This is a genomic window from Candidatus Egerieousia sp., from assembly GCF_056211015.1.
The window spans coordinates 1-15,451 of the sequence record NZ_JBAELF010000053.1 but is presented as its reverse complement, the minus strand read 5'-3'; the positions used below and the strand labels follow the sequence as shown (position 1 = coordinate 15,451).

General features: G+C 46.3%; 11 protein-coding genes. 7 read left to right on the top strand and 4 right to left on the bottom strand.

Annotated elements, in window-relative coordinates; translation table 11 throughout:
* Nucleotides 1-262: 262 nt before the first annotated feature.
* Nucleotides 263-1,813, bottom strand: coding sequence for an Rne/Rng family ribonuclease (locus AC06L3_RS04035; protein ID WP_475669336.1), 1,551 nt, complete (start codon nucleotides 1,811-1,813; stop codon nucleotides 263-265).
* Between the two features lie 199 nt (nucleotides 1,814-2,012).
* Entirely contained in the window at nucleotides 2,013-2,285 is a 273-nt protein-coding gene (locus tag AC06L3_RS04030; RefSeq protein WP_475669335.1) for an HU family DNA-binding protein, read from the bottom strand.
* A gap of 182 nt (nucleotides 2,286-2,467) precedes the next feature.
* Here AC06L3_RS04030 and lon point away from each other — a divergent pair, with 182 nt between their 5' ends.
* Genes lon through AC06L3_RS04000 form a run of 6 tightly spaced genes read left to right on the top strand, consistent with a single transcriptional unit; the run spans nucleotide 2,468 to nucleotide 11,326 of the window.
* Entirely contained in the window at nucleotides 2,468-4,876 is a 2,409-nt protein-coding gene (lon, locus tag AC06L3_RS04025) for an endopeptidase La (protein WP_475669334.1), read from the top strand.
* 8 nt (nucleotides 4,877-4,884) lie between these two features.
* On the top strand, nucleotides 4,885-5,556 hold the full coding sequence (gene ung / locus AC06L3_RS04020) for a uracil-DNA glycosylase (RefSeq protein ID WP_475669333.1): 672 nt from the start codon (nucleotides 4,885-4,887) through the stop codon (nucleotides 5,554-5,556).
* Between the two features lie 54 nt (nucleotides 5,557-5,610).
* Entirely contained in the window at nucleotides 5,611-6,096 is a 486-nt protein-coding gene (gene coaD, locus AC06L3_RS04015) for a pantetheine-phosphate adenylyltransferase (protein WP_475669332.1), read from the top strand.
* Nucleotides 6,097-6,147: 51 nt separating this feature from the next.
* On the top strand, nucleotides 6,148-7,656 hold the full coding sequence (locus AC06L3_RS04010; RefSeq protein ID WP_475669331.1) for a redoxin domain-containing protein: 1,509 nt from the start codon (nucleotides 6,148-6,150) through the stop codon (nucleotides 7,654-7,656).
* A 23-nt stretch (nucleotides 7,657-7,679) separates the two neighbouring features.
* Complete coding sequence (locus AC06L3_RS04005) at nucleotides 7,680-10,538, top strand: FAD-binding and (Fe-S)-binding domain-containing protein (RefSeq protein ID WP_475669330.1); 2,859 nt, start codon at nucleotides 7,680-7,682, stop codon at nucleotides 10,536-10,538.
* Nucleotides 10,539-10,561: 23 nt separating this feature from the next.
* Entirely contained in the window at nucleotides 10,562-11,326 is a 765-nt protein-coding gene (locus AC06L3_RS04000) for a GDSL-type esterase/lipase family protein (RefSeq protein ID WP_475669329.1), read from the top strand.
* 1,227 nt (nucleotides 11,327-12,553) lie between these two features.
* Here the strand turns inward: AC06L3_RS04000 and AC06L3_RS03995 are convergent.
* Complete coding sequence (locus AC06L3_RS03995; RefSeq protein WP_475669328.1) at nucleotides 12,554-13,201, bottom strand: LysE family translocator; 648 nt, start codon at nucleotides 13,199-13,201, stop codon at nucleotides 12,554-12,556.
* A gap of 92 nt (nucleotides 13,202-13,293) precedes the next feature.
* Between AC06L3_RS03995 and lnt the strand changes: the two genes are divergently transcribed.
* Nucleotides 13,294-15,048, top strand: a complete 1,755-nt coding sequence (lnt, locus tag AC06L3_RS03990) for an apolipoprotein N-acyltransferase (RefSeq protein ID WP_475669327.1) — start codon at nucleotides 13,294-13,296, stop codon at nucleotides 15,046-15,048.
* 2 nt (nucleotides 15,049-15,050) lie between these two features.
* On the opposite strand, the gene AC06L3_RS03985 is transcribed toward lnt, so the two are convergent.
* Nucleotides 15,051-15,317 (bottom strand): PqqD family protein, encoded by a 267-nt coding sequence (locus tag AC06L3_RS03985; protein ID WP_475669326.1) that lies wholly within the window; start codon nucleotides 15,315-15,317, stop codon nucleotides 15,051-15,053.
* Nucleotides 15,318-15,451: the final 134 nt, after the last annotated feature.

The window sequence follows — 15,451 nt, the reverse complement described above, 5'->3', positions numbered from 1 at the left end:
CCCTCTGCTTTTCCTTTTCTATCAAAGAAATTGCGCTTGCTCTTGCTATATCGCTAAACTTTCGTTTACAATATTTCCTTGTACTGCAAGTCCACTCTTCCGAGTGAACCTGTCTTACTGTTGCATCATGTCAATGAACTCTCCCCGTCTTCCCGAACGGGATTGCAAAGGTAAACCTATTTTCTTATTTAGCAAACTTTTTTTGAAAAAATATAGAAATAAAAAAGAGAGACCTTGAACAAAGTCTCTCTGATTTTCATTTTTACTCCAACTGTTTACCCTGGGAGTCATACCACTGAGCCTGAAGCAAGGTAAATTCCATATTCATTCTGGTGGAAATCCTGCATTTGTATTTTTTCTGCCAGTTTTTCCTGATGCTATGGAACCATCCGCGGTTCAAATAGGCATCCAGTATAGGATTCAGCTCAAGAACGAAGTCCTTGACGAACTTTTCCTTCACATAAAAAGCCAATTGTCTTTCAAGTGTCTGATCTATGAGTATGCTTGATGAAATTTCTCCTGTGCCGTGGCACATAGGGCATGTCTCATTAACCTTTATCTCTGTAATAGGGCGCACTCTCTGCCTTGTAATCTGCATGAGGCCGAATTTGGTAAGAGGCAGTATATTGTGTTTGGCGCGGTCATTGGACATCAGATCCTGCATGTGCCTGTAAAGCTTCTGTCGGTTTTCACTTGAATCCATATCAATGAAATCCACGATAACAATACCTCCCATATCCCTCAGACGCATCTGACGTGCGATTTCGTCGGCAGCATGCATGTTTGTCTGGAATGAGTACTGTTCCTGATCCACAATATCCTTTGACCTGATACCGCTGTTTACGTCAATGGTATTCAGAGCCTCCGTATGCTCAATTACAATATAGGCTCCCTGTTTTGCGGGAACCACCTTTCCGAATGAGCCCTTAATCTGCTTTGTAACATCAAAATGATCGAAAATCGGTTCGTTGCCTGAATAAAGCTTGACGATTTTCTCCTGTTCAGGAGATATTCTTTCTATATACTCAACTATTTCGTCATATACCTTGGCATTGTTTACGGTAATGCTTGAGAATTGATCATTGAGCAGATCCCTCAGAACTGTAGTTGTTCTGCTCCGTTCCGTAAACAACAAGCGAGGAGCTGTTCCTTGAGCTATGAGCGGATATGATTCCTCCCACTTGTTTATCAGAGACTTAAGCTCCGAATCAAGCACAGCAGCCCCTTTGCCTTCTGCGGCGGTTCTTATGATAACACCGTAATTCTTTGGCAAAATACTGGCAACCAGCCTTTCAAGCCTGCGTTTCTCTTCCTTTGACGTTATTTTCTGTGAGACGTTGACTTTGTCTGTAAACGGTAAAAGAACTATGTTTCTTCCGGCAATGGAAATTTCCGCTGTCAAGCGCGAGCCCTTGGTTGATATGGGTTCCTTGACTATCTGGACTATTATAGGTTGTCCCGCTTTAAGTGTTTCGGTAATTTTCCCTTCCTTCTCGAGAATCGGGCCTATCTTTATGTTGGAGAAGAAGTTCTTTGAATCCTTGTTAGGATTCATTTCTCTGGCAAATGTATCGAATGCTAGGAAATTCAATCCCAGGTCCAGATAATGGATGAATGCTTCCTTTTCATCTCCTATGTCTATGAAAGCCGCATTGAGCGCGGGAAGCACCTTCTTGACCTTTCCCAGGAAGACGTCCCCCACAGAGCAGGAGCCGTCGAGAGTTTCCTTATTGATTTCAGCCAGTCTGCCATCTTCCAGCAATGCCAAAGTAATTTCGGAATTGCCAACATCAATAATAAGATCTTTCTCCATAATATGAAATAAAAAACTAATCTAAAGCAGAGCGTCTTTAGATTAGTTACTTTCAAGAGGCGTTACTTACGCTTCTTATGTCTGTTTTTGCGAAGACGTTTTTTACGCTTGTGAGTAGACATTTTATGTCTCTTCCTTTTCTTTCCGCTTGGCATAATTGAATTATTTTAAATATTAAAAAAACTGTTGAATTTTCCGGTTATTTCACCTTGCCCATGAAAACCTTTGCAGGTTTGAAAGCAGGAATATTATGCTCAGGAATAACTATTGTAGTATTCTTTGAAATATTTCTTGCTGTCTTTGTTGCACGTTTCTTGAGAATGAAGCTGCCGAAACCACGGAGATACACATTCTTCTCCTGAGCCAGTGAATCTTTTATACTTTCCATGAAAGACTCAACAACAGCCTGAACAGCTGTCTTTTCCATTCCTGTTGCTTTAGCAACCTCGCTAACGATATCTGCTTTTGTCATAACTATACTTATATTTTAAGTGTTTCCAAATTATTCCCCTGCATTGGGAGTGACAAAAATACTGCAAAAAAATTAATTATCATAAAATTATAACAAAAAGTTTGGCACAATCATTGACTTATATTTGCACAGAATGCTTTTTAAAACATATTACTGACATATTGTCATATAATTTTAATGCTATGAAGTTAAAGGAGAATATTTTTGAGCAGCTGGAAGGAAAAGAAGTGAACATTCTGCCGGTTATGAACATTACAGAGAATTTCAGCATAGATGAAGCGGATCTTCCACAGACACTTCCAATACTGACTCTCCGCGGAGCGGTAGTGTTTCCGCAGACCATTGTACCTATAATGGTGAGCAGGGAAAAGTCCTTGAAACTTGTGAAAGCGCTTTTCAATTCCAATAAGATAATAGGAACCAATACCCAGGAGGACATATCCATAGAGGACCCCCACTTCGAGAATCTGCACAAGACAGGTTGCAGCGCCAGAATCCTCAAGATCATAGAGCTGCCGGACGGCAGCACTTCGGTCATCCTCCGCGGCATGAAAAGGTATGTTCTCAACGATGTAATCTCAAATGAGCCCTACCTTATAGGGAACGTATCCTACATCAATGACATTATACCGCCAAAGGAGGACAAGCACTTGAAAGCCGTAACGGAAGCAATCAAGGAAGCCGCCACATACATTGCCAAAGGCAGTCCGAACATCCCGCCGGAGGCCACATTCGCATTGAGAAATCTTGAATCACAGGAATTCCTGATAAATTACGTTGCATCGGCGCTTGAGCACGAAGATGCCACCGATGACAAGCTGCGTCTTCTTGACATAGACTCGCTCAAGGAAAGAGCATACCTTCTCCTTGAAATCCTGAACAAGCAGATAAGCCTGCTCAAGCTCAAGGAGAACATCCAGCAGAAGGTGAAGTTCGAAATGGACCAGCAGCAGAGGGAATATTACCTGAACAACCAGCTCAAGACCATTCAGGAGGAGCTTGGAATGGGAGAATCCAGCGACATTCACGATTTTGAGGAAAGAGCCGCAAAAAAGGACTGGCCGGAGAAAGTTGCACAGATTTTCAAGAAGGAGATTGCAAAGCTTGAAAAGGCCAATCCCAATTCCCCGGACTATTCAGTACAGTACAATTATATAGACTTCCTGCTTGACCTGCCCTGGAACCGTCTCTCACAGGACAACCTGGACTTGAAGAACGCTCAGAAGGTCCTTGACCGGGACCATTTCGGACTGGAGAAAGTCAAGGAAAGAATCATTGAATATCTTGCAGTCCTCAAGCTGAGAGGAGATATGAAATCCCCTATCCTCTGCCTTTACGGCCCTCCGGGAGTAGGCAAGACCTCTCTTGGTAAATCCATTGCCAAAGCACTTGGGAGAGAGTACGGTCGCGTATCTCTTGGCGGTCTGCACGATGAAGCTGAAATCAGAGGTCACAGGAAAACCTATATAGGAGCAATGGCCGGCAGGATTCTTGACACAATACGCAAATGCGGAACTTCAAACCCTGTGATAGTGCTTGATGAAATTGACAAGGTGTCCTCTGACTACAAAGGAGATCCTGCATCAGCGCTCCTTGAAGTCCTTGACCCTGAGCAGAACACCGCATTCCACGACAACTATCTTGACATTGACTATGACTTGAGCAAAGTAATGTTCATAACCACAGCCAATGACATAAGCACCATCCATCCGGCGTTGAAGGACAGAATGGAACTCATAGCAGTGGACGGCTATCTTTCTGAGGAGAAGCTTCAGATAGCCAAGAAGTATCTCATACCCAAGCAGATGGAGCTGCACGGCCTCGCAAGGACCGATTTCAACCTCAACAAGAAGGCAATAGAAACCATCATAAACAACTACACCAGGGAATCCGGAGTGAGGGCACTTGACAAGATGATAGCCAAGGTAGCCCGCAACATTGCCAGAAGGAAGGCCACTTATGAATATATTCCACTGGCGATAGCGGATTCAGATGTAAGGGAAATACTTGGTCTCCCTACCAATTTCCACGACCTTCAGGAAGGCAACGAGGCCCCCGGAGTTGTTACCGGTCTCGCCTGGACTCAGGTTGGAGGAGAAATTCTCTTTGTGGAATGCAGTCTTTCACAGGGAAAGGGTGAACTCACAACAACAGGAAACCTTGGCGATGTGATGAAGGAATCCGTTATGATAGCCTACCAGTACATCAAGGCACATTCAGATCTGCTCGGACTGGACCCTAAGGTTTTCCAGGAGAAAAGCGTTCATATACATGTCCCTGAAGGAGCCATTCCTAAAGACGGTCCTTCAGCCGGAATCACAATGGTGAGCGCAATGGCATCAGCATTCACAGGAAAAGCCGTAAGGCATGCAATAGCAATGACAGGAGAAATGACCTTGAGAGGCAAGGTGCTTCCGGTTGGCGGAATAAAGGAGAAGATACTTGCTGCCAAAAGAGCGGGAGTAACCACCATAGTCCTTTCAGCTGACAACGAGAGGGACATCAAGGATATCAAGGAAATATACGTGAAGGGCGTTGATTTTGTATATGTGAAGACAATGGATCAGGTTCTCAAGTTCATCTTCTCATAAAGATAACCATGGCTGATGTAAGAATAGAGCCAAGCTGGCATGCGGTGCTGGCGGATGAATTTGAAAAAGACTATTTCAATGGAATAGCAGGCTTCCTGCATGCCCAGATTAAGGCCGGAAAGGTGATATACCCTCCCGGCCCTCTCATTTTCAATGCATTCAAGCTCACGCCATTTGACAAAGTCAAGGTTGTGATTCTTGGGCAGGACCCGTACCACAATCCAGGGCAGGCGCACGGACTTTCATTTTCAGTCCCTGACAATGTGCCGGCGCCCCCAAGTCTTGTGAACATTTACAAGGAGATTGCCAATGATCTTGGCATAAGTTTCAAGAAGAACGGCAATCTGAGCGGATGGGCGGAACAAGGTGTATTTCTCTTGAATGCAATGCTCTCGGTTGAAGCCGGCAAAGCCGCCTCCCACAGCAGCATTGGCTGGCAGAACTTCACGGATGCAGTGATACAAGCCATCTCACAGAAGAAGGAGCACGTTGTCTTCATGCTGTGGGGCAATTTTGCAAGAAGCAAGAAAGCATTGATTGACAGCAGCAGGCACCTTGTACTTGAAGCGGCGCACCCTTCCCCTCTTGCGCGCGGGGCGTTCTTCGGATGCAGGCATTTCTCGCAATGCAACGCATATCTCCGGAAACACGGCATGGAGCCGATAGACTGGACGATTTGATTATTCCTTTATTATGTTTAGATTTGCATTAATTGGTATTAATTATTGAATTCAATGAAAACCGCAATATTTCCAGGATCGTTCGATCCATTCACAATAGGTCATTACGATGTTCTGCTATCGGCCCTGCAATTGTTTGACAAGGTTATTGTGGCTGTAGGTTACAACAGCACAAAAAAGGGGCAGGGTTATTTCAACCCCGAAACCAGAGTGAGAATAATAAAGGACGCCGTTGCCGGACTGGAGAATGTTGAAGTATGCTCATACACTGAACTCACCATTGACCTCTGCAGGAGACTTGGTGCCAGATACATTGTAAGAGGTCTCAGAACCACCACGGACTTCGAGCTGGAAAGCGTCATCGCTCAGGCCAACAAGAAGATGGACAAGGAGATAACAACAGTTTTCATACCTGCCAGCCAGGAATATTCGTTCATTTCATCAACAGTTGCAAAGGACGTTCTGATTCACAATGGTGATACATCACTCTTTTTCCCGCCTGATGTTGACATAAGCAAATATCCTAAAGATTTGCAGTAAAAATGGGTGGCTGCAATGATTTTTTCGTCCATATTACTGTTTCTCAGTCTGATGATGTCCTCACCGGATGTCAGTTTCCTTTCTGACAGCGTTTCCACAGCTGCCGCATTGGATACTGTTGTACTGAAACCGAACGAGGAAATCAAAAGCCTGCTTGCTCATCAGATAGGTTCCGCCAGAAAAAAACGCAGACCGGAATATGCCATAAGGGCATATGACTGGTTCAAGGATGCGCCTGTAATGGGCAAGGAGGAGATTGCCGTATGGCTGGCAAAAGAGTATTTCCTGAATGACAGACTCAACTGCGATTCCAACACATTGTTCGAAATGAGGGCATTCGTTCTCATGAACGAACAGTCCCTGCTTGGAATGCAGGCTCCGCCGTTCACAATGAAAGACAGTTCCGGAGTGGAAAAAAGTCTGAGTGATCTTATCTATCGCGGTGAATATACAATATTGTTCTTCTACTCCACGGATTGCATAAAGTGCCGGATGGCAACTACAAAGCTGGTGGATTTTGTGAATGACTATAATAAAGGTGTGCTGAACGTCATGGCCGTATGCACTGATTCCAGCAAGTCTAAATGGACTCAGTACATCAACAGCCACTTCTATGTTTACAATCCGTTCGTGAACTGGGAGAACGTTTACGACCCTGAGGCTCAGAGCGCTTACCACATGCTTTACGGAGTTATTGAGACACCTAAGATATTTCTGCTTGACAAGGACGGTATCATCAAGGGACGCAATCTCAGTGTGGAGAACATCAAGGAACTCCTTGAAAACTACAACAAGGAGAAGGAAGGTATGGATGAGTTCTTCAAAGGACTTTTCGAGCAGGCGCCGGACGAGGATGCTGTAAAATCTCTTATCGATCTCATTTATTCACGGACCACTGTTTCAGAAAACGGAAAGCAAAGTCCGCTGTTCAACGATATTTTCCACGAACTTTATCTGTATCTGAAGAGCAGCAGCAATTATGACTGGCAATGCGGTGCGGCATATATCGGAGAAAAATACATTGTTGGGATGCAGGACAGATGGAAAAATCCTAACTTTGTGGAAAAGGTGAGAATTGCAGTTGAGCTGTTCAACAGGAACCCTCTCGGAAGCAAGGCCGCTTCCCTTGACATGATTGTTCCGGGTGGCATTCCTATTGCGCTTGACGATATTTACGGAGACTGGAAAGTTCTGTTCTTCTACAATACCAGTTGTGGTCTGTGTCAGGAAGCTGGCAGGTTACTGGCCGGAATGTGCGCCGGATTCTCCAAGGATGCAGAAAATGCGCACAATGTCAAATTCATTGCCATTTATACCGGCAACAAAATGCAGGAATGGCTCGGGCATGTTCAAGACAGCCCTGAGTCGCCATTCTGGCACGAAGTGAAAACGGCTGATGAGGATGCAAGGGACAGGATGTATGAATCGTATGATCTGAGCGCCTTACCGGCAATCTACCTTCTTGACAAGCAGAACAGAGTTGTTGCCAAGGACCTCAATCCCAGCACGCTGGAAGGCTTGCTTAAGTATATACTGAGCAAAAATGACATTCATCAATAAGGACAATAAATAATTCACAGGACATGTTACAGGGCAAATACAAGGAGCTGTATGATCAGCTTGTCAGACGCATTCCAAAGCAGAGACTTCTTCACGACGCATTGAGCACACTGGCATTCGGAACCGATGCTTCATTCTACAGGCTCATCCCCAAGCTGGTGATCAGAGCGGCATCAATAGATGAAATCATATATATTACAAAATGCGCTTCTGCTCTCAAGATTCCTGTAACTTTCAGAGCTGCTGGAACATCGCTGAGCGGACAGGGCGTAAGTGATTCAGTGCTTGTAATAGCAACCCACGGATTCACAGGGTATCAGATACTTGACGAGGGCAGAAAAATTGAGCTCGGTCCTGGAATCAGAGGCGGGCAGGCCAATGCCTATCTTGTCAAATATGGAAGGAAGATAGGTCCGGATCCTGCTTCCATTGATTCAGCAATGATTGGCGGTATTGCAGCGAACAACGCCAGCGGTATGTGCTGCGGAACAAGCGAGAACTCATACAAGACAATAGCGGATCTCAAGCTCATATTTGCGGACGGCTCTTATCTTGACACCGCCTCGGAAGAATCGAGAAAGTCTTTCGAGCTCAATCACAAGGACTTGCTAGAATCCCTTGAGAGCCTTTCCAGAAGGATCAACAAGGATGAGGAACTCTGCGGCCGGATACGCAAGAAATACAAGATAAAGAACACAACAGGATATTCTCTTAATGCCTTTGTTGACTATACCAATGGTTATGATATCCTGAAACATATTATCATAGGTTCGGAAGGCACCCTGGCATTCATTGCCAGCGTTACTTACAACACCATAATAGACAACAAGTTCAAGGCACTGAGCTGCGCCATCTATCCTACCATCAAGGATGCCTGCAACGCAGTGCAGATTCTCAAGCCGCAGCCTGTTTCAGCAGTGGAGCTCATAGACAGGGCAAGCATTCGCAGTGTTGAGAATGCAGACGGTGTGCCGGAGTTCCTCAAAGGACTGAGCAAGGATGCCTGCGGTCTGCTCATTGAGGTGAGAGCTGAGAATGACAGCGAGCTCAATGAAAAGATTGCCACTGTATATGACAGCATAAAAGGCATTGCAACAGAGCTTCCTTTGGAATTCACAAAGGATGCAAAGCAGATGGCCACCCTTTGGAAGATAAGAAAAGAGGCTTTGCCAACCATCGCCGGTATGAGAAAGACAGGAACCACAGCCATCATAGAAGATGTCTGCTTCCCTGTTCCTATGCTGGCAGATGCGGTTATGACCCTGAGGGAGGTGTTTGAGCGCAATGGTTATGATGACGCCGTGATTTTCGGACACGCTCTGGCGGGCAACCTGCATTTCATGTTCAATCAGGATTTCGGCACCCAGGCTGAGATTGACCGCTATGGCAGGTTCATGGACGATGTTGCCAACATGGTTGTATCCAAATACGATGGCTCGCTCAAGGCTGAGCACGGTACAGGAAGGAACATGGCTCCTTTCGTTGAACTTGAATGGGGCGCTCAGGCATACGGCCTGATGAAGGAGATCAAGGCACTGTTCGACCCTGATGGCATCCTTAACCCTGGAGTTATTCTCAACGACAATAAAAAGGCGCACATATCCAATCTCAAGCCTTGTCCTGCAACCGATGTTCTTATTGACAAATGCATGGAATGCGGTTTCTGCGAGGGCGGATGCGTTGCGGAAGGTCTGACTCTCAGTCCAAGGCAGAGAGTTGCCACATACAAGGAACTCAGGCGTTTGCAGCGTTCCGGAGAGGCTCCTCACATTGCGGCCGAAATGGCAAGTCAGTATGAATACTGGGGCGAGACAACCTGTGCCACTGACAGCATCTGCGCAATGAAATGCCCAGTAAAAGTTGATACTGGAAAGCTGATAAAGCAGCTCAGGCACGAATCTCACAGCCAGAAGGGCGAGCAGAGGGCTGTTTCCCTTGCAAACAACATGGACAAGGTCACAAGCGGCATGAGGGCAGGATTGAATACCGTGAACTGTCTGAGGAACGTGTTCGGAAAGAATCTTTTCGGATCCATGGCTGTTGGTGTGCGCAAGATAAGCGGTGGTCTTGTTCCTCTCTGGAACGAGTATTTCCCTAAAGGCGCGGAAGTCATTGACACAAATCCTGAAAATTGCCGTCCGGCAGTTGAAACAGGGCGAAAAGTCGTTTACTTCCCATCCTGCATCACAAGGTCAATGGGCGTTACAAAGAGTTATGGCAGCGAGCAGGAGGTGACCAAAGTCACAGCCGAACTTCTCAAGAAAGCAGGTTACACAATCATATATCCAAAGGAGATGAACAAGCTTTGCTGCGGCATGGCTTTCTCCAGCAAGGGTTACGTTCAGGCCGGCAAGATGGCTTCCGACAGACTGCAGGCAGCGCTTATGGAAGCATCTGAAGGCGGCACGATACCTGTTCTCTGCGATATGAGTCCATGTCTGTACACAATGCACGTGAATATGGACTCCTCCCCTCTCAAGCTGTATGAACCTGCTGAATTCCTCACCAGGTTCGTTGTTCCTTACCTGAACATAAAGAAGACCGACGAGAAGATTGCAGTGTTCGCCGTTTGCTCCGCAAAGAAGCTTGGTGTTGACAACATGCTCTACGATCTTGCAAGAATGCTTTCAAGCAATGTGGTTGTACTCCAGAGCAACTGCTGCGGTTTTGCAGGCGACAGAGGCTTCACACACCCTGAGCTCAACGCACACGGACTCCGCATGCTCAAGGAGCAGACCAGCGGACAGCGCGATGGTTCAAGCGTTTCCTGCGAGGAAGGATTCGCAACCAGCCGTACCTGCGAGATAGGTCTCTCCTACCACTCAGGCATAAGCTTCAAATCAATCATCCATCTGCTCAACAGACTCAGCACGGCGAAATAGGCAGCCAGGCTCTCTTTACACAGATGGATGAACTGGAACGATACCTCTGCGGATGGTATGGAGAACTGGGGCCGGAAGTCTGCATGGCACCTGATCACTACCGTGAATGCCTTGCTCTCTTTGAATCACAGCCTGCCAGTCCCGGTGCCATTATCCTACTTGGCGATAGCCTCACGGAATTCGCCGACTGGAGCTATCTGCTCCAAGGGAGCGTTACTTCTCCGGGGCCGACCGAAAATCGTGTGATACTGAACCGCGGGATTGCCGGAGATATGATTGAAGGAATGATACTGCGCCTTGATGAACTTGTGCGCCACAATCCAGCAAAGATTTTCCTGATGGCAGGCTGCAACAACTTTGTCAAATATCCATCAATAACTCTTGAGCAAGTCTGGGAAGCATACGAGCAGCTTATTTCAAGAATAAGGGAGCTGATGCCGCACACAGTACTTCATATTGCCAGCTCCCTTCCGCTCAACCCGATAAGCGGCGATTACTATCAGGGAATCAACAGCAAGATAGCTGAACTCAATGCCTTGTTGCAGCAGAACTCCGGTTTTTCTGTTAACGCACAAAATGCAGAATCAGAAAGCAGGATTCAGTATCAAAGTCAAACGCAGCACATCACAGGCAATTCCTTCAGCCAATACTATTCATACTATGACATAGTACCCGAACTGTCGGACGCCAACGGCTACCTCCACCAAGACCTTACCATAGACGGCTGCCACCTCAACACCGCCGGCTACCGCATCTGGGCTGCAAGGATGGCCAGGATGATTGACTGATCCACCTTCAACAAATTTTCAAGTATTCAAAAATATTCAATTAAATTTTGCTCATAAAATAAATTATCATACATTGGTGACGGTAAAAATGATAGAAGTCGAGAGGTGGCAAGCTCTCGTGTTCAAAGTACAACAGGACATTTATTCGTTGAAATAAATGTCCTGTTCTTTTTAACTAGCAAAGAATGAGCGTTGAGTGGATTTTGCCAAAGCGGTTCTCGCCAGATGGCCTCAGGACAATCTACAAGATAGGTGTATGAACACAGACCCCCTGATTTTAGTGGGTCGGTTCTCGGTCTCCCTTATCAGAACACATTACATTGTGGATGTGTGAAAACCACTTGTGTCATAAGCATCACGGTGCCGCCACTGGCCTTTCCAGGACTCCATTTGCGCTTCCCAATGATTGCCCGGCATACAGAAAATCACTATAATAACAGACCATAGTGAACTCAAACCATCGAAACATAAGGGGTTTGAGTTCAGGTGGAAGAAAAGCATAGTTGATTATCAATTAGTTACAAAACGTAGTGAACTCAAACCCCCACAAGTACAAGGGTTTGAGTTCGGTTATGCCAAAAGAGAAGGCTAACTGGCAACGATTTGGGGCAAAAACATAACCGAATGAAGCGGCAGACTCTATATAGGGGCCGCAACAGCGGCCTGGCGGAGGGTGCGAACCTGCGGAATGCGAATACTTGCGGAAAGCATGCGAAAAGTTTCGAAGAGCAGCAAGTTCGGTATAGCCCAGAAGCGGTGCAATAACGATACCGCATCAGCGGTATAGCGATGCCCGCGGATTTGTGCGAAAGCGAATAGCTGCGTAAAGGCACAAATCCGGTATAGGGCAAGGAGCGGGAATAAACTAAAGTGCCTGCCGCAACCAAACGGCTGGCCAAAGGCAAAACGGGGGCGTTTTGAGAAAAAACGCGCTCAAACGGCCACCAAACGACGCAAACGAGCGCATTCTGGACGAAAAAGCGTCCGAAATGGAGTTTGAAGCGTGAAATTGACACGTTTTTGGGGAAAACGCACTCAAATGAGGACACCCAAAGGGATGATGGCCACAAAATTGGCGAAAACGCGGCCAAACGCATGCAAAAAGTGGTGAATGGCCACAAAATTGGCGAAAACGCGGCCAAACGCGTACAAAAAGTGGTGAATGGCCACGTTTCATGGCAAATTGTGGCCGAATGACAGTTGGAACTGGAAAAATATAGTGCTCTGCTAGCTGATAGGGTACTTGCCTAGGAATTTGAGGACACCGCGCAGTACCATTGCAAGGCCCAGCAGGATGATTATCACACCTGAAATCCTGTTCATTGTAATGAGCTGCTTGATGCGGAACTTCTTTCTGAACAGATTGATTGTGGTTGAAAGAATGTACCACCAGGCAACGGAACCTATGGTGAACCCAACGAGCGTTGTAAGGACAGATATGCTGCCTGCGGAATCCATGGTATCCACTCCCACCATTGAGAAAATCATAAGTATGAGGAATACTGAACCCGGATTTGTGATAGTCATGGCAAAACCTTCCAGCAGATCCTCAAGATGCCTCTTGCCACCGTTCTTCTGTTTAATCTGCTTCACTGGATTGTTCTTGTAAACCCTGTAACCCACAAAAGCAATGATAAGGCCGCCCGCAATATCTACTGCGGCTCCGTGCGTGGAAGTGAATTCCTGAACAATTGCAAGGCAGAACAAAGATAGCATTGCATAGAAACTGTCTGATATTGAAGAACCAAGGCCCGTGAAAAAGCCGGAGTTACGTCCTTTGCTCAAGGTTTTCTGAATACACAGCACGCCAAGAGGTCCAAGTGGAATTGATGCTCCCAAACCGGCTATGATTCCTTTTAAAAGAGTTAATACCATAAACTTTTATATCTTTGCATTTGTTCTGCAGCGCAATGACGCAGATTGCAAAAGTAATTAAAAAAGGGCCACAATACAAATTCCGGATTCATATGGGCAAAAAGCATTGGATTCTGGCCGCAGCAAGCGGCATTTTACTTTCAATACCATTTCTGATTCCTCAGACGGGCTGGGTATCCCTCTTTGCCCTTGTTCCATTATTTTTTGCTGAAAATTCATTCTCCGGGAAACATCATATCACCGGTTCTCTGCCAAGTGATTCAAACAAGCGAAAATCAACTGGTGGAACTGCAAGGAGTCAAACTGTCAGAAAGCCTGAGAAAGCCGGATACTGGCAGATTCCATTCGCAGCGTTTCTCATATGGAATGCCGTGTGCACCTTCTGGATCTGGAATGCCACCCCCGCCGGAGCCGTTGCGGCAATAATCCTGAACTCATTGCAGATGCTGGCAATATTCCAGATTTTCAGACTTGTCAAATGGCTTTCATCAAAAAATGAAGCCGCATCATCCTTCCAGTACTTCCCTTACCTTTTCCTTACCATATTGTGGATAGGATGGGAACATGTATATTTCACATGGAACGTATCCTGGCCCTGGCTGACCCTTGGCAATTCCCTGGCTTCAAGCATATGGATGGCCCAGTGGTACGAATTCACCGGAGTTGAAGGCGGAAGCCTGTGGGTGCTTCTGAGCAACATCTTCATCTTCAGGCTGATCATGCTGTATAAGGAAAAGAAGGAGAAAGGAGACCTTGCCATCGCTGTAAAAGAGCTTAAGAAAGCAGAGTATGCGGTACTGGCAATAGTAATGCTTCCTTTGGCTGTTTCACTGGTGCAGTATTTTTCCTTCAAGGAGGACGCATCGGCCGGCAGGGAGAAGTTTGTTGTACTGCAGCCGAACATTGACCCTTATACCGAGAAGTTCGCCGATATGGAGCAGTCCTGTCAGAATTCAAAACTGCTGGGGCTGGCTTCCCGGGCAATCGGTCAGATAAAAGGAAGCGATGAGTACTGGGTGGTTGCGCCTGAGACCTTCATCTATCCGCGCGGATGGAATGACATAATCTGGGAGAACATGCCCGTGGCAAATGAAAATTTCCTGCAGCTGTACAACTATACCATCCAGCACAGTGGAATGAACATGATTGCGGGTGCCTGCACTCATCTCAAATATGAAACGGATCCGGGAAATCTTACGGCATCATATCTGGCATCGGAAGGCAAATGGTTTGACAGCTTCAACACAGCAATTCATTTCGGGGCGGATGCCAATTTCTCATTCTACCACAAGTCAAAACTCGTAATCGTTGTTGAAAGCACGCCTTATCCACGCTTCATGAAATGGCTGGCAAGCAAAGGCTCGGCACTGGCTGCTTCAATGGGCGGATACGGGACTCAGGATACAAGAACCGTGTTCACGAACGGAAAGGGCAGGAAAGTAGGTTGCGCAATATGTTATGAATCAGTGTTCGGAGACTATTACAGAGAATATATACTTAATGGAGCGCAGGCAATGACCATAATAACAAACGACGGCTGGTGGGGGAACACACAGGGTTACAGACAGCATCTGAGCTACGCAAGTCTCAGGGCCATTGAAACAAGAAGGGCCATTGCAAGAAGTGCGAACACAGGAATAAGCGCATTCATCAATCAGCGCGGAAATATAGTTGAAAAGAGTGAATGGTGGACTGAAGACTGCCTTGCAATGCAGCTGCCTCTTTCAAATAGAATCACCATGTTCGTACGGTACGGAGACATCATAGGCAGGATTTGCAAGTTTCTGTCAATCCTTATGCTCCTCCTGCTTGCCGTAAAATTTGTGATGTATAAAAAAGCTGCCTGACATCAGTCGAACAGCTCCGCCTCAGCCCATTTGCTTACAAGAGCGGCCGAGTCCTTCAAGGCAAGCTCCATATCCACCTCGTACTTGTCAACCAGCAGCTGCGCCAGATCTTCCGTGGTGAATTCCCGGCCATATACATTCTCCCACAAATACGCCGCAGTCTTGTTCAGGGATATCATCTTGTTGAAGTTGACAAATCTGTTGCCCTCTGCAACTATTATGCTCTCACCGCATATGTTGCGCATTCTGAAGCCATCTTTCAGTTTCATACGAAAATTAATTGTGCCGTTTCTGGTTATTCCGGCGTTATTTGACTTGTTTTTAATACATTTTGAGCCAATGGCACAAAAAGAGAGAGCACTCACAAGGCTGCAAGTGCGAGGTTGACATCTTAGCAATTTTA